Origin of the sequence: Eubacterium maltosivorans, from assembly GCF_002441855.2 — a bacterium.
GTDB classification, from domain to species: Bacteria; Bacillota; Clostridia; order Eubacteriales; family Eubacteriaceae; genus Eubacterium; species Eubacterium maltosivorans.
Genome location: NZ_CP029487.1, coordinates 2,347,269 through 2,362,843 on the forward strand (window position 1 = coordinate 2,347,269; position 15,575 = coordinate 2,362,843).

Sequence of the window (15,575 nt, forward strand, 5' to 3'; positions counted from 1 at the left end):
TAAATATTTTATTTATTTTGCAGCCTGCATTAAGTCGATTAATCTTTGAGCTGCCGCTTCTGCAAATTCCTTATCATTGACATGCATGTCAAATTCTTCCAGATCCACCACATCGCGGTTAACTTCACTGCGGATGGTATCAAAGAGCATTTTATCCTCTTCTGGACCATAAAAGGGCTCACCCTCAGCGTCAATACCTGATACCCCTTTAAGCGGTAGCATGATGGTTGCCGGCCCTTTGGCTGCGCTCAGCTTTTCCGCGATAACATGGCCGATTTCCTTATTTTCTTCTACGGTTGTCCGCATGAGAGTAATCATCGGATTATGCTTATACAGATTACGCCCCTTGAATTTTTCCGGGACAGAATCCATTGGGCCAAAGTTAACCATATCGACAGCGCCGACCGAAACAACCTGTGGAACACCCATTTTACCGGCTGCTTCCAAACGGTGCGGGCCTGCCGCTAAAATACCGCCGACCAGCTCGTCGGCCCATTCCGTTGTCGTAATATCCAGGACACCCTCGATAAAGCCGCCTTCCACCAGGGCTTCCATAGACTGTCCGCCTGTACCCGTTGCATGGAAAATCAGCACTTCATAGCCTCTGTCTTCCAGATATTCCTGGGCTGCTGTGAGGCATGGAGTGGTAACACCAAACATTGTGGCCGCTACCAGTGGTTTTTTCTCGATCACATGAGTATCTTCAAATTTCACCATACCAGCAATAGCAAAGGCCGCATTGGCAAAGATTTTAGTGGATATGGAGTTTAGGCCCGCTACATCCACAACAGACGGCATCATGACAATATCGCTGGTGCCGACATAATTTGACACGTCGCCAGAGGCCATGGTGGATACCATTACCTTGGGAACGCCGATGGGCAGTTTACGCATCCCCGGTGTTACCAGAGAGGTGCCGCCGCTTCCGCCAAAAGAAATGATTCCGTCAAACTTACCTTCCTGGTATAGCTGTGGAACAAGAATTTCCATTCCCTTTGATAAAATCTCTGTCGCGTAAGCACGGTCACCCTTAGCTGCAATTTCCTTTATGTCTGCCCCCGCCGCTTTCGCGACTTCCTCGTTGGAAACATCTGCTTCAAATACCGGTTCAAAAACGCCAGTATTAATGGTCAGTGTGTTCAGTCCTAGGCTTTCGATCAGATCCTTGACATACGCGTATTCATGACCCTTAGAATCAAATGTTCCTGCAATTGCGATTGTCTTCAAATGCATTTACCCCCTGTAAAAGATTCCAGATGATTTCCAGACAGCCACTGTCTGCCAATGACGAGCATCTGTATTATCTGGTGTACTTATATGATACTGCCAAACCTTTACAAAGTACATGTGCTTATGTCTTTCCAATTTGTGTTTATGTCTTATGTTTAACCGTTTTCGGTGAAACCCCCATATATTTCTTGAACATTTTACTGAAATGGGCTACATCCTGATAACCTACCAGCTCAGACACTTCAGAAACCCTTAAGTTTTCTTCTTTCAGCAGCTTGGCCGCCTTATGAATTCTGAAGTTGACCAGATACTCTGGAAAGCTGCATCCCACCTCCTTTTTAAACAGAGCGCTCAAATGGCTTCTGGAAACATGGCAGACCTTTGCGAGATCTAGAAAGGATATCTCATTCATATAGTTTTCCTTCACATATTCCTTTATAAAACCCGTATAGTCGTAATACTTGGTAATCCCATTGAGCATCTTGGACATCAGATCACTCTCATCGATGTCGTCAGTTGTCTTAAAAGCCTTGGTAATGTTCATAAGAGACTTTTCAGTGGGAATCCGGTCAAAGGCTGAGCCTCCGATATAACCGTGGGCAGTGGTGTTTTGATACATATACTGCACATCTACCGGCGTTTTTACCGGGCCGCCATAGAGCATTTTAATCACTTCAGGGCGCCGCCGGTCACAAAGTGCATAAATTGCTTCAACACGGTCTTTGCTGGCTACCAGAGACAGTGCCTTTGCCGCCCCGAGCATACCGCCCTGAGTAAGGCCAAGATGCACACAGAGTATGTCTGTTCCAGCGTCCAGCATCGCCTCCGCCTGGTCTTCATCAAATACAAAAGCTACCGTCACCATTCCCTGCTCATGGGCTATACGAAAGGCCTCTACCTCATACTCAAAAGCGCTGCCGCTTTCCTCCAGTGCCTCCCTGAATTTACCGTCAATGAGACCAATCGTCGGATAATTATTAATCCCGATAAACCCACTCCGCTTAATTTTATCTAGATAAGCGGTCATATCCCTTGTAGGGTCTGTGGCGTTTAAGCCAAATATAACAGGAAAATCGCCTACCAGCGGAATAAGCTCCCGTACACCAAACTCATAGACCATATCATTGCTGTTGGCGTAGGGTAAAAGCCCGCCGAGAGAACCTCGCCCCATCCCGCGGAAAATGCCTGAGTTCAAGGCCAGAAGAAAATCAGCGCCGCCCTGAATTGCGTATTTTGCTGTCAGTCCTGTTCCAGATGCGACTGCAATCAAATGGTTCTCTGCCTCAATTTCTTTTTTCAGTTTCTCCAGAAAAGCTTCCCTCGAAAGCATGCACTTCCCTCCTCATCTTTTTATCCATTATCCGACACTATGCTTAAACCCAGCCCAATCTCTTCCTCTGCTTCGTAATCTTTCTAAAACATGGAACCCTAATATCACAACAGCCAGAAAGACTATGCTAAGCATTCGCAAAATCTAATCTGAAAAGCTTCGTAAAATATTGTTTAATAAAAAGGTATCTCATGTTAAACTTCAACGAATAACAAGTTTTACATCACATCAAACAGCAGAGGGATTTAAATACATCTCATGTTAAACTTCAACAAGAATACTTTATAAATTCCCTTTTCGCCCCTTCATTTAAATACATCTCATGTTAAACTTCAACGATAGCAAACAAGCCGATCTTAAAACAACAAATTCCTTCTTATCCCTTTGAGTCAGCCATTTTTCGCCATATTTACCAGGCGGGTAAGGTTTATGATATTTTTATCCTGTTTTCTCTCTAAAGCCTTTACCTGCGGTTCTTTTTTCTCGTCTGTCCCAAAATATGCCTGGTAAATTCTTAAAGTTTTCTCATAATAAAATTATACGCGCAAAACCCTCTGAGGGCAACTCCCAGTGGGCTTTTCCTGAAATGGTTTTTTTATAGTACATCAAAAATTGCAGATAACGCTTGCAAAAAGAAAAAAATGCCGTTATAATAAAACCAAGTTAATAACTGTGAATGATATGGTGCCCCACAAGGGGAGAATAGGGAATCAGGTGAAAGTCCTGAGCGAACCCATCACTGTAAGCGGTAGTGACCGGCAAGTGCCACTGAAAGGGAAGGCGTCGGTTTATGTTAATCCGTAAGTCAGGAGACCTGCCTATGATTCTTAACGCGTATGAACGATGGTAAAGTTCATAGCTGGTAAAGCAGCTATGGATTTTACCATTTTTTAATTTCCAGCTGCTTTTACGACAAGTTCATTTTTGTTTTAGGAGGATTTAAAAACCATGACTTTGTTGGAAAAAGCGAAATGCGGTGAAATTACCGCGGAAATGCAGTACGTTGCTGAAAAAGAAGGCGTTCGCCCAGAGTTTATCTGCGAGGGCGTCGCTAACGGTGATATTGTCATTCTTTACAGCTCAAGAGAAAACATTCATCCCGTGGCTGTTGGTAAGGGCCTGTTTACCAAGGTCAGCGCCAGTGTGGGAATGTATGAGGAAGCCGACACCATCGACGGTGAAATGGCAAAAATCGACGCGGCTGTCAAGGCTCACGCCGATACCATTATGGATCTCTCTGTCCGCGGCCCCATTGAAGAAATGCGCGAAAAGGTACTCTCCACGGTTGGCCGTCCAGTCGGCACGCTGCCCATGTACGAAACCCTGTCTGTCGCCGAAGCCAAATATGGCACTGCGCTGGATATGACGCCGGACGATATGTTCGACATGATTGAAAAACAGGCGTCACAGGGCGTTGCCTTCATCGCAGTGCACCCCGGAACCACCCTCTCTGTTATTCACCGCGCCAAGGATGAAGGCCGTATCGATCCCCTTGTGAGCTACGGCGGCTCCCACCTCATTGGCTGGATGCTCTATAACAATACCGAAAATCCTTTGTATACTGAATTTGACCGCCTCATTGAAATCTGCAAAAAATACGACGTTGTGCTGAGCTTTGCGGACGGTATGCGTCCGGGCTGTATTGCAGACTCCCTCGACCATGCCCAGGTTGAGGAGCTGGTCATTCTCGGCGGTCTGGTCAGACGTGCCAGAGAAGCCGGCGTGCAGGTCATGGTTAAAGGACCTGGCCATGTGCCGCTCGATGAAATCGCCACGACTGTACAGCTTGAAAAGAAGCTCTGCTACGGCGCTCCTTACTTTGTATTCGGCTGTCTGCCCACCGACGCAGCTGCCGGTTATGACCACATCACCTCTGCCATCGGCGGCGCGGTTGCCGCTTACGCCGGCGCAGATTTTCTCTGCTATGTCACCCCGGCTGAGCATATTGGTATGCCAAATGTCGATGATGTCTATCAGGGCGTCATGGCCTCACGCATTGCCGCTCATGCCGGCGATGTAGCAAAAGGGCATCCTCAGGCTGTCAAATGGGATTTGGATATGTCTGTCGCCCGCCGGGCCATGAACTGGAAAGAACAGTTCAAGCTTTCCATCGACCCTGAAACCGCCGAGCGTGTCTGGCGTGAACGCAGCACCAGCTTTACCTCGGAATGTACCATGTGCGGTAAATACTGCGCCATGAAAATTGTTGAAAAATATTTGAGAGCAGAGTAAGGAGGACAAGACAATGACACAGATGCTAGAAGCCCGCAAAGGCCACATTACAGAAGAAATGGAAAAGGTCGCCCTGATTGAAGGGGTTACCCCGGAATTTGTACGCGAAGGGGTCGCCAAGGGCCACATCGTTATCCCCAAAAATAAATTTCGCAGCCGCGATAAAATCTGCGGTATTGGCGGCGGTCTGGATGTAAAAGTTAACGGTCTTATGGGAACCTCCTCCGACCGTAACGATATGGAAATGGAAGCAAAGAAGCTGCGTATTCTGGAAGAATGCGGCGCCAATGCCTTTATGGATTTATCCACCGGCGACGATATTGACGCCATGCGCAAACAGAGTCTTACAATCTCCAATATTGCGGCAGGCTGTGTGCCTGTTTATCAGGCCAGCGTTGAAGCCATTGAAAAGCACGGCAGCATGGTTGGCATGACCGAGGATGAGCTCTTTGACACCGTTGAAAAGCAATGCCAGGAAGGCATGGACTTTATGGCCATCCACTCTGCCTTAAACTGGTCTGTTCTCAACGCTCTCAAAAAAAGCGGCCGCGTCACCGACGTTGTCAGCCGAGGTGGCTCTTTCCTGACAGCCTGGATGTTCCACAACGAAAAGGAAAATCCGCTGTACGAGCATTTTGACCGTCTCCTTGAAATTCTCAAGGCTACGGATACCGTATTATCCATCGGTGACGCCATCCGCCCCGGTGCCAATGCAGACTCTCTGGACTCCGCCCAGGTACAGGGCCTCATCGTTGCCGGCGAGCTGACCAAGCGTGCGCTGGAGGCTGGTGTGCAGGTCATGATCGAAGGGCCTGGTCACGTGCCGCTTAACCAGATCGCAACCACCATGCAGCTCCAGAAGCAGCTCTGCTACGGTGTTCCCTACTATATCTTAGGCTTCCTGGCAACCGATGTGGCACCAGGCTATGATAATATTACCGGGGCCATTGGCGGCGCCTTTGCCGGCATGCACGGCGCAGACTTCCTCTGTTATCTGACTCCGGCCGAACACCTTGGCCTGCCAAACGAAGACGATGTACGTATGGGTGTCCGTACAACCAAAATTGCGGCGGACGCCGCCAATGTCCTAAAACGTGGCGGCAATGCGTGGAATCGCTCTCTGGCAATGTCCAAGGCGCGGGTGGCGCGGGATGAAAAAGCCCAGGTTGCCAACGCTCTTGATCCAGAATACCTTGAAAGCAAGCTGAAAGCTGAGCCCGAAAGCCACGGCTGTGCTGCCTGCGGCAAAAGCAAGTGCCCGGCAGATGTCGCCGCTGAATTTTTCGGCATTGCCTGACCGTTCACGGTGTCTTAAAAATCAGGTAAATCTTCCTCATGACCACTGAGATTCGTGCTATAATGAAGCTTGAAGATCACCTGAAATCTGTAAAATTCAAATAACGAGGTAATTATCATGAGTGCATTAACTTTAAAAGAAGTTATTGAAAATATTGAACCAAAAGACCCCGATTGGGAATCCAGGGCCTGCGCACATGTGGAGTCACTCGCTATTCCGCCATGGAGCCTGGGTCAGGTTTTGACCCTGGGCGTCCAGCTGGCCGGAATTAAACGGACCATCCACCCCTGTGTGGATAAAAAAATGATCTTAACCATGGCGGCTGACCACGGCATCGCCGAGGAAGGTGTCTCGGCCTTTCCTCAGGAGGTTACCATGCAGATGGTCGCCAATATTGTCGCCGGAGGGGCAGGCGTCAACGTTTTGGGAAAAGCCTCCGGTGCAGAGGTGCGGCTGGTGGATATGGGCGTTAAGGAGGATATGCCCGAGCTGGTAAAAAAGGGCGCCGTCATCGACGCCAAGATCGCTCACGGCAGCGAAAACTTCCATAAGGGGCCGGCCATGAGCAGAGATCAGGCTGTCGCCGCCCTGGAGGCAGGTATCAACGTCGCTTCTAAAGTGATTCAGGAGGAGGGCGTCGAGCTGTTGGGCACCGGCGACCTGGGTATTGGCAACACCACCCCCAGCGCGGCCATACTCGCCGTCATGGGCGAATATCCCCTGACCTCCATTACGGGACGGGGCACAGGCCTTAACAACGCCGGCCTTATGCATAAAATTAAAATTATCCGCGAATCCATCGCCCTTAACAATCCCGATAAAAATGACGCCCTGGACGTACTGTCAAAGGTGGGCGGCTACGACATCGCCGGTATTGCCGGCATGATCCTGAGCGCAGCCTACCATAAGGTTCCGGTGGTTGTGGACGGCTTTATCTCCACTGCCGGAGCGTTAATCGCAAAGGGACTCTGCCCCACCTGCGCAGACTATATGATCGCTTCTCACCAGTCCGAGGAGCCAGGGCATCAAATGATGTGGCAGACCCTGGGAATGCATCCGCTTCTAAATCTTAATTTCCGTCTTGGCGAGGGCACCGGTGCTGCGGTGGCCATGCATCTCGTAGAGTGCGCCGCCCGGTGCATGAACGACATGCTCACCTTTGAAGACGCAGGAGTCACCAATGGCCTCGCTTAAATGGGACCCCAACACATCCGGTGGACAGTATCTTGAAGATCTGTCCACTGCTTACTGGTATTCGGAATCACTTTTCACGGCCCTGGACATGGGCCTTTTTGAACTTTTGGAGGAAGGCAGCACCCCCCTTCCCGAACTGGCAAAAGCTCTGGACTGTGACGAACCCAGCCTGGCCCGCTATCTGCATCTGCTAAAAACACTGGATCTCGTAGACTGCTATGAAAACAGCTGGTATAATACCACGCTCTCAAGCACCTATCTCATTAAAGGAAAGCCGCTTTATCAGGGGAATTCTATTCTGTGGCGGCGTGAGATCAAAGCCGACTGGGACACCTTAAAGCCAGCCCTTGAAGCCGGCAGACGTGTCCATTTCCCGACAGAAGATATCAGCGAAGCCGAAATGGACGCCCGGCGCGAGGAGTACATCACTGCCATGGACAATATTATCCGGCTGAAGGTGCCGGAGGTGCTTGAATTCTTTGGCAATGGCTTAAAAACCAACGCCCGCATTTTGGACGTCGGCGCTGGCAGCGGCGCCTTTGCCCTTGGTTTTCTTGAACAGTTCGAGGATGTCCAGGCTACGCTTTTAGATATCCGCCAGGTCTTGCCGCAGACCCAAAAGCTGGTTGAAAAAAGCAGTCTCCGGGATAAAAGCCGCGTCCTGTTTCATGAACAGAATATCCTGGAGCCAGACTGGCAGCTTGAGGGCAGCTATGACCTCATCATCCTGTCCAACATTGTCCACGCCTATGCCGAAGAAGAAATCAGCGGCATCATAAAAACCGTATCCAGGCTTCTCTCAGAGGGCGGCATCCTGCTGATTCACGACTTTTTTCTGGATCACTGGAACATCAAGGCTGCCTTTTCAGATATTAATATGTTCATCAATACCTACAACGGCAAGGTCTTTGACTCAAAATGGGTTGATCAGACCCTTAAAAACAACGGTCTGTCCACCACAGGGCTCATCCCGCTGCAAACCGATACGGCGGTTATCTTTGCCGCCAGAGAGCCAAACGCCCTTGAGGGTCTGACCATTACGCCGGTTCAGAAAATTCTACAACCCATCAAGGCCATCGGTTTTGACAGGGTGATGCCTTACAACCCCAAGGACGTGGTGGTCGCCCCCTTTGCCAAAAACAAATGTAAATTCGGGTGCCGCTCCTGGGATAAAAAGCACTGCAGCACCAACCAGGAAATGAGCGCAGACGAGACAAAAGCTTTCGTGAACAGCTTCAGCAAGGCCCTGCTGCTAAAAAGCGAGCCGCCTACCGGCGATTTCCAGCGCAAGGCGCTGAGAGCAGAAACCCTGGCTTTTAAAGCTGGCTATTACAAGGCCTTTGTTTTCTGGGCCGGCCCCTGCAGCATCTGCCCGGACTGCGATCTCACCGCTCCCTGCAATAACCACGCCCATTCACGCCCCTCCATGGAGGGGTCTGGTATCGATGTTTTCGCCACGGTAAAAAAAGCTGGAGAGTCCCTGAAAACCCTGAGCGAACGCGGCGAGGTCATTAAATATTATGCACTGCTGCTTTTGGAGTAAACGGAGTTGAAAATGAAACGAATCCTACTAATTCAGGCCATATCCATGGAAGGTATGGACATCGAGCGGGTTTATCCCATCGGCATTGTGACCCTGGCCTCCTGTATTGAAAAGGCTGGCCGGTACAGCCTGGAAATTTTTGACATGAATATGGCCGCGGACCCCTACGGCGAGCTTCGTGAAAAAATGCTCAGCTATCAGCCGGACATCATCGGTATTTCCCTGCGAAACGTAGACCCGCTGGGCAACCGGACCACCTCGCTGATCGTTCCCTTTGCCATTACCCTGTCCTTTATTAGACGCTATCTGCCTAACGTCACTCTGATGGCCGGCGGCACCGCCTTTTCCCTTTTTCCAGAACGCCTGATGCGAGAATTCCCTGAAATCGACTTGGGCGTTGCCGGCGAGGCCGAAGAAATTATTCTGCCGCTTCTGGACAGCATCGACGATCCGCCAAAGCTGCCCGGGCTGGTATACCGTGAAAACGGAGCGGTAAAAATCATTCCGCCTGTTGGAAAATTTGACATGGGCAGCTACACCATGCCCAACCGCGAGCTTTTAGACCCGCGGGAATACCTGAAGGTCAACAAATATGTGGAGAGCGTAGGGGTTGAAACCAAACGCGGCTGCTGTTATAACTGCGGCTATTGCTCCTATCCGCTTCTCTCCGGCTGTGGCATGCGCTGCCGCGAGCCAGAATCCGTGGTGGATGAAATCGAATTTTTACACAAAGAGTACGGCGTCAGCCGTATCCACCTCACCGATTCCATTGTCAACTTTCCGGTAAACCATCTGGACGACATCTGCAAAGAGCTGATCCGGCGCAGGCTGGATATTCACTGGAGCGGCTTTTTCAGGGAGCACCTGCTGACACCCGAAAACGCCCCGCTGTGCCGTGATTCGGGCTGTGAGTGCTTCTCCCTGTCGCCCGACGGGCTCAGCCAGACTGCGCTGGATATTCTGGACAAGCACCTGACAGTCGATGAGATTCTTCACACCGCCAGGGTCTTGTCAGACGTTGGCATTACCACGGTTTACCATTTCCTTGTCAACACGCCCGGTGATACCTGGAAAACAGTGGATGAGGGAAAAGCGCTCATCGACCAGATCTATGACATCCACGCTGCCTCCAAAACCATCGGCACCATCGTGCTCAACCTGATCCGCATTATGCCAAGAACCAAGGTTGAGAAACTCGCGCTGGAGAATGGCGTGATCACACCCGAAACAGATCTGCTTTTCCCCACCTACTATAATCCCGATCCCTTTAAAACCGTGCGGTATGACCTTGAAATCTACCATAACAAACGAAATATCTTTATGTGGCAGGACGCCTAATAACAAAGACTGGAGCGATTAAATGAAACGAATCCTACTACTCGAACATCCCAGAACACCCGGCGAGGACCGTCAAAATGACATTGCCAACACCACCCTGTCCTCCTGCCTGAACAGCGGCTACCTGGCCGCCGTTCTGCTCGAAAACGGCTATCAGCCGGCCATTGTAGAGGGCTATATGGAAAACCTGAGCTACGAAGACATCGAAGCCCGCATTGCCGCCCACAAGCCTGAGGTGCTGGGAATCCACCTGGTTTATAACTGGGAGGACAACCACACCCTCTATGCCTTCATCGCCAGAATGAAAGCGAAATATCAGATCAGCCATGTGACCGTATATGGCTACTACCCCACCTTTGCCTATGAAGAAATCCTGGACCGGTGTTCGGAGATCGACACCTGTATGCTGGGAGAAAATGAAATAACCATCATAAACCTCATGGCAAATCTCCCGGATTATAAGGGCTTAAAGGGCCTGGCTTACCGGAGTGGGGACGGCTATGAGGCCAGCCGGGGCGAGCTCGTCCGCGATCTGGACAGCCTGCCCTTTCCCCTTCGCAAGGCGAGCTCCTACCCCGGCGGCGAGGTCAATATCTTCGGGAGCCGCGGCTGCTACGGGGGCTGTACCTTCTGCTACATCAACCCCTATTATGGCGCAGAGGAAATGCACTGCCCCAAGTGGCGCGGCCGCTCTCCTGAAAATATCATCGCTGAAATCGACACGATCATCGCTCAGACCGATTATCGCTATTTCTACTTCACCGACCCCAATTTTTATGGCCCGGGAAAGGCTGGAAAGGAACGCGTACTCAAACTGGCCGCCCTTTTAAAAGAGCGCAATATCCGTTTTGGCATTGAGGCAAGGGCCAACGATATCGAGCCCGAAACCACCAGAGCACTGGTGGACGCCGGCCTGCAGAATATTCTTGTCGGCCTGGAATCCGGCAAGGACGCCTCCCTGAAGCGGCTCAATAAATATACGACAGTAGCAGACAACGAAAACGCGCTGCGGGTGCTGCGCGAGGCTGGTATCGAGCCCAGTGTGGGCTTTATCATGTTTGAACCGGACTCTACCATCGACGACTTAAAAATCAACCTGGAATTTTTAAAGCGCAACGCTCTTTTAAAAACACTGGAAATCTCGGTCAATGTTCTCTACCATCACCAGATTATTCTGGCGGGCAGCAGCTCTTACCATGATCTTCTGGCTGCGGGAAGGCTGAACATATCCGAGCACTCCATCTACGAGGCCAATACCGACTATGTCAACCCCTGTATCGCCACCATGGCAAAAATAATGCGGGATATTACCAACCATATTTTTGACTATATGCACGACACCTGGCAGAAAAGCGCCTCGGGCGATCCCGAGACGGTGGCGCGGTATCGGGCCATCAACCATCTCCTGGTGGATGGCTTTGAAAACGCCTTAAAGCTTTTGGAAAAAGGCGATATCACCGAAGCCGAAAGGCAGGACTGGGTCCGCTGTTTTAACGCTGAAATTGACAAAATCACCGCATAAAAAAGCTCCGGAAATCTATTTACAGATTTCCGGAGTTTTTTATTTCTATTTTTATACAGTACTTACTGCTCACCCTCGTTCTCTAATTAAGAAAGGCCTGATATAATATTTGAAACGCTTTCAAATGAGGTGAACCATGAAAAAAGAAAAAATCATGCAAATGATACAGGCCTATGATGGACTGAACCTTTATATGACAACCGATACGCCCGAATCCCCGAGGGCTGTGGTGATCATCAGCCACGGCATGTGCGAGCATTCTGGACGCTACGCGGCAGTCACCCAGAAACTTTTCGACCATGGGTTTAAGGTGTACCGCTACGACCTCCGGGGACACGGCAAATCCGAGGGCGAACGGGGTTTCTACAGCACACCGGATGAAATCACTGAGGACCTGCACCGCATTGTGGACATTGTCACAGCGGAAAGTCCTGGGCTTAAGCGCTTCCTGCTGGGCTACAGCATGGGCGGCTTTGCCGTAGCTGACTTCGGCACAAAATATCCCGACAAGGCAGACGGCGCCATTCTGTTTGACGCTGCCACCCGGGATAATCTGGGCGGCTTCAGCCGTGTCTCCCAGTCCCTTGACCCGCTGACCCGCTTTCCAAACAAGCTGGCAAAGCGGCTGACCTCAAATCCCGAAGTTACTGCCACTTACAAGGCAGACCCCTTAAACGCTTCCTACTTTACGGCTGGCCTGAGCCAGCAGCTGACACTCGGTATCCGGCAGTTAGCCGCAAATCCTGTTTTCCATCTCCCAGTGCTTCTGCTGCACGGCGAAAAAGACACCCTGGTTGATCCCAGCGATTCCACCGATTTTTTTGCGCAGATTGCCTCCAAAGACAAACAGCTTAAAATCTACGGCGACACCCAACACGAAATTTTTAACGAAGCCGTCAAAGACCAGGTCATGGCAGATGTAATCCGCTGGATTGAAAACAGGCTGTAAACGCGCAAACTAAAAAGGGCCCTGTGGCATAAAAACCACAGGACCCTTTATTATTTATCTTAACGGCTGGCCTTTGATCCCCGCATCCGTTTAATCCATTTAACAACCTCTACCTGGACAACAGAGAGCAGTGAAAGCCCTATAACAGTCAGCCACTGGCTGCCGCTCAGCAGCGTTACCTTAAAGGCTGCCTGCAGCGGCGGAATAAAGAGAATACAGGCCATCAGCGCGGCAGATGCCACAAAGGACAGGATCAGCCATGGGTTTGCACCTTCGGCCCGCACCCAGACCGGCTCAGTATTAGAACGCTGATTAAAGGCCCGGAGCATCTGGGAAAGCGCCAGCACACAAAAGGCCATGGTCTGGCCAGTGATGTGGCTGCCAGTCTTAAAGCCGATCCAGTAAGCCACAAGCGTCATGGCCGCGACAAAAACCCCCTGGCGGATCACCCTGAAAATAAGGTCTCGTTCAAACAGCGTGCCCGACTTGACTGGCGGATGGCGCATGATATTTTTGCTGGCCGGGTCTACCCCCAGAGCGAGCGCCGGCAGAGTTGCGGTTGCCAGGTTAACCCATAGAATATGAACCGCCAGCAGCGGCGCATCCCAGTTAAAGACGGTTGCCACAAAAAGGGTTAAAATCTCGGCGATGTTGCCGGCCAGCAAAAACTGGATAACCTTTTGAATGTTCCGGTAAACACGACGCCCTTCCTTAATTGCGTAGGCAATGGTCGTAAAGCTGTCGTCCAAAAGAATCATGTCTGCGGCCTCCTTGGCCACATCCGTTCCTGTGACGCCCATGGCAACACCGATGTCCGCTGCTTTAAGGGCCGGTGAGTCGTTGACGCCGTCCCCGGTCATGGCCGCGACCTCCCCGCCCCGTTTGAGCGCTTTGATGATTCGCAGCTTGTCCGCCGGCGATACCCGGGCATAGACCGTTGTGGTTTTAACCGCCTTATCGAGCTCATGCTCCGACAGGCGTTCCAGCTCGTCGCCAGTCAGTACTGTGTTGCCCTCCTGGAAAATATCCAGCTCCCGGGCTATGGCAATGGCTGTGACCCTGTGGTCGCCGGTGATCATCACCGTACGGATGCCCGCTTTCCGGCATGTTCTTACGGATTCCGCCACTTCCTTTCTCGGCGGGTCAATCATCCCCACGACACCGATAAAGGTCAGGTCATGCTCCACATTTTCTTCCTCATCCTCCGGGATTTCCTCAAGCTGCCTGGTGGCAAAGCCCAGCACACGCAGCGCCTTTTCTGACATTTTAAGACAAAGCCGTTGAATATTTTCCCGGTCGGTTTCCGTCATAGGGCGGATTCCCTGCCCAGTGAGCATCTGCGTGCAAAAGGGAAGCAGTTCATCCACTGCGCCCTTAGTGTAAGCTGTCAGCCGGCCCTCCACCAGATGGACTGTGGTCATACGCTTCCGGTCAGAGTCAAAAGGATTTTCAAAAACCCGGGGACAGGTGTCCTCCATACTATCGTGATCCAGGCCAAAAGCCCTTGTCATGTGCAGGAGTGCGCCCTCTGTGGGATCGCCGATTATCGCGCCCTCCTGGTCAGGGTCAAAGCTGGCGTCATTGCATAAGTCCGCGGCGTATATCAGCTCACGGTATACCTCAGGATGGGCCTTGGCCGCCGCATCAACTGAAACAGCCCGGCCCACCTCAAAATCTCCGTTTACCGCTACCTGAGTAACCGTCATCTGATTCAGGGTCAGGGTGCCGGTTTTATCGCTGCAGATAACCGTAGCACTCCCAAGGGTTTCCACAGCAGGCAGCTTTCGGATAAGCGCGTTTTTCCTGGCCATACGCTGAACCCCCAGGGCCATAACGATAGTCGCCGTAGCGGGCAGGCCTTCCGGAATGATGGAAATGGCCAGAGAAATCGCCACCAGAAACTGTGGGATCAGCGGCCGGTGGTAAAGAGCGCCGATGGCAAAGATCAGCACACAGACAATGACCCCAATGATGGTCAGTGTTTTGCCAACAGCGCCCAGTTTACGCTTAAGCGGCGTATCTGTCTCATCCTGGCTGTCGAGCATACCGGCAATGTTTCCCACCTCTGTATCCATCCCGGTTGCCACCACCACACCAGTGGCACGCCCATAGGTGACAATGGATGAGGTATAGGCCATGTTGCCCCGGTCACCCAGCGCGCAGCGCTCTGGAAACAGCTCATCCGCGTCCTTTTCTGACGGGACAGACTCCCCGGTCAGGGACGCCTCCTGCACCTTCAGGTTGGCCGAATCGATGAGCCGCAGGTCTGCGGGCACCATGTCCCCGTCACTCAGAAATACAATATCCCCGGTCACCAGCTCACTGGCAGGCACAACGCTCTCCTCATCCTCCCGCAGTACGCGGGCTGTGGGTGCGCTCATATTTTTCAACGCCTCCAGAGAGGACTGGGCCTTTTTCTCCTGAACAATGCCAATAAGGGCATTCAGCACAACGATGGTAAAAATGACCCCTGCCTCGGTCCATTCTCTCAGCACTGCTGAAAAAATGGCAGCGCCAATTAAAATAAGGACCATGGGGTCTGTGATCTGAGACCAGAGCATCTGTGCAATGGATCTCGGCGGTTTTGAACGCAGCACATTGCGTCCGTTTTTTCTTAGCCTTTCGGCTGCCTCAGCATCGCTTAAGCCCTCCTCTGAGGTCTGCAGGCCGGCAAAAACATCTTTTGCCGGCAGCGCGTGCCAAGGCTTCTGTCTGTGATTATCCATATTGGATAAACCACCCCTTTCATATAAAAATTTTATCTAAGCCAGAATGTAAAAAAGGCACAGTCAAACCACCCATGTGTCAAATGGGCGTGACTGTGCCTTGTATACTCTGAGGCTTATTCGCTTTTAAGGTTTTGATTTTTCGGTCAGTGTCGCTCTCGTCACTATCGTCCATCAATTAAAATTCCTTTACATCTAAAATAAATATTTTCTA

The 15,575-nt window shown here is 51.1% G+C and carries 10 protein-coding genes and 1 riboswitch; of the genes, 7 read left to right on the top strand and 3 right to left on the bottom strand.

Annotated features, from left to right (window positions below; translation table 11 throughout):
• Positions 1-12: 12 nt before the first annotated feature.
• Together CPZ25_RS11170 and CPZ25_RS11175 are read right to left on the bottom strand one after the other, a co-directional pair.
• Positions 13-1,227 (bottom strand): Tm-1-like ATP-binding domain-containing protein, encoded by a 1,215-nt coding sequence (locus CPZ25_RS11170; protein ID WP_096919225.1) that lies wholly within the window; start codon positions 1,225-1,227, stop codon positions 13-15.
• A gap of 145 nt (positions 1,228-1,372) precedes the next feature.
• Positions 1,373-2,560 carry a phosphoenolpyruvate hydrolase family protein gene (locus CPZ25_RS11175; protein WP_096918579.1) on the bottom strand — a complete coding sequence of 396 codons (1,188 nt, stop codon included), beginning with the start codon at positions 2,558-2,560 and terminating at the stop codon, positions 1,373-1,375.
• A 664-nt stretch (positions 2,561-3,224) separates the two neighbouring features.
• Positions 3,225-3,396: riboswitch (cobalamin riboswitch) on the top strand.
• Between the two features lie 112 nt (positions 3,397-3,508).
• On the opposite strand from CPZ25_RS11175, the gene thiC reads away from it, so the two are divergent.
• From thiC to CPZ25_RS11210, 7 genes are all read left to right on the top strand, one after another.
• Entirely contained in the window at positions 3,509-4,792 is a 1,284-nt protein-coding gene (thiC, locus tag CPZ25_RS11180) for a phosphomethylpyrimidine synthase ThiC (protein ID WP_096918578.1), read from the top strand.
• A 13-nt stretch (positions 4,793-4,805) separates the two neighbouring features.
• Positions 4,806-6,089, top strand: coding sequence for a B12 lower ligand biosynthesis ThiC-like protein BzaB (gene bzaB / locus CPZ25_RS11185; protein WP_096918577.1), 1,284 nt, complete (start codon positions 4,806-4,808; stop codon positions 6,087-6,089).
• A 117-nt stretch (positions 6,090-6,206) separates the two neighbouring features.
• Complete coding sequence (cobT, locus tag CPZ25_RS11190) at positions 6,207-7,283, top strand: nicotinate-nucleotide--dimethylbenzimidazole phosphoribosyltransferase (protein WP_096918576.1); 1,077 nt, start codon at positions 6,207-6,209, stop codon at positions 7,281-7,283.
• Complete coding sequence (bzaC, locus tag CPZ25_RS11195) at positions 7,270-8,826, top strand: 5-hydroxy-benzimidazole O-methyltransferase BzaC (protein WP_096918575.1); 1,557 nt, start codon at positions 7,270-7,272, stop codon at positions 8,824-8,826. Before cobT ends, bzaC begins: the two co-directional genes overlap by 14 nt.
• Before the next feature lie 12 nt (positions 8,827-8,838).
• The gene (gene bzaD / locus CPZ25_RS11200) at positions 8,839-10,164 is read left to right on the top strand and encodes a B12 lower ligand biosynthesis radical SAM protein BzaD (protein ID WP_243129299.1); all 1,326 of its coding nucleotides are present in this window, start codon (positions 8,839-8,841) and stop codon (positions 10,162-10,164) included.
• 22 nt (positions 10,165-10,186) lie between these two features.
• Entirely contained in the window at positions 10,187-11,686 is a 1,500-nt protein-coding gene (locus CPZ25_RS11205) for a B12-binding domain-containing radical SAM protein (RefSeq protein ID WP_074617796.1), read from the top strand.
• A gap of 136 nt (positions 11,687-11,822) precedes the next feature.
• Entirely contained in the window at positions 11,823-12,635 is an 813-nt protein-coding gene (locus tag CPZ25_RS11210) for an alpha/beta hydrolase (protein WP_096918573.1), read from the top strand.
• A 59-nt stretch (positions 12,636-12,694) separates the two neighbouring features.
• Here CPZ25_RS11210 and CPZ25_RS11215 read toward each other — a convergent pair whose 3' ends face one another.
• Positions 12,695-15,361: a cation-translocating P-type ATPase gene (locus tag CPZ25_RS11215; protein WP_096918572.1), complete on the bottom strand. Its 2,667-nt coding sequence runs from the start codon at positions 15,359-15,361 to the stop codon at positions 12,695-12,697.
• Between the last annotated feature and the right edge of the window lie 214 nt (positions 15,362-15,575).

Coding starts and splice junctions, on each gene's coding strand:
- CPZ25_RS11210 (WP_096918573.1), top strand. CDS start 11,823: ATGAAAAAAGAAAAAATCATGCAAATGATACAGGCCTATGATGGACTG.
- bzaC (WP_096918575.1), top strand. CDS start 7,270: ATGGCCTCGCTTAAATGGGACCCCAACACATCCGGTGGACAGTATCTT.
- CPZ25_RS11175 (WP_096918579.1), bottom strand. CDS start 2,560: ATGCTTTCGAGGGAAGCTTTTCTGGAGAAACTGAAAAAAGAAATTGAG.
- bzaB (WP_096918577.1), top strand. CDS start 4,806: ATGACACAGATGCTAGAAGCCCGCAAAGGCCACATTACAGAAGAAATG.
- CPZ25_RS11215 (WP_096918572.1), bottom strand. CDS start 15,361: ATGGATAATCACAGACAGAAGCCTTGGCACGCGCTGCCGGCAAAAGAT.
- CPZ25_RS11205 (WP_074617796.1), top strand. CDS start 10,187: ATGAAACGAATCCTACTACTCGAACATCCCAGAACACCCGGCGAGGAC.
- bzaD (WP_243129299.1), top strand. CDS start 8,839: ATGAAACGAATCCTACTAATTCAGGCCATATCCATGGAAGGTATGGAC.
- cobT (WP_096918576.1), top strand. CDS start 6,207: ATGAGTGCATTAACTTTAAAAGAAGTTATTGAAAATATTGAACCAAAA.
- thiC (WP_096918578.1), top strand. CDS start 3,509: ATGACTTTGTTGGAAAAAGCGAAATGCGGTGAAATTACCGCGGAAATG.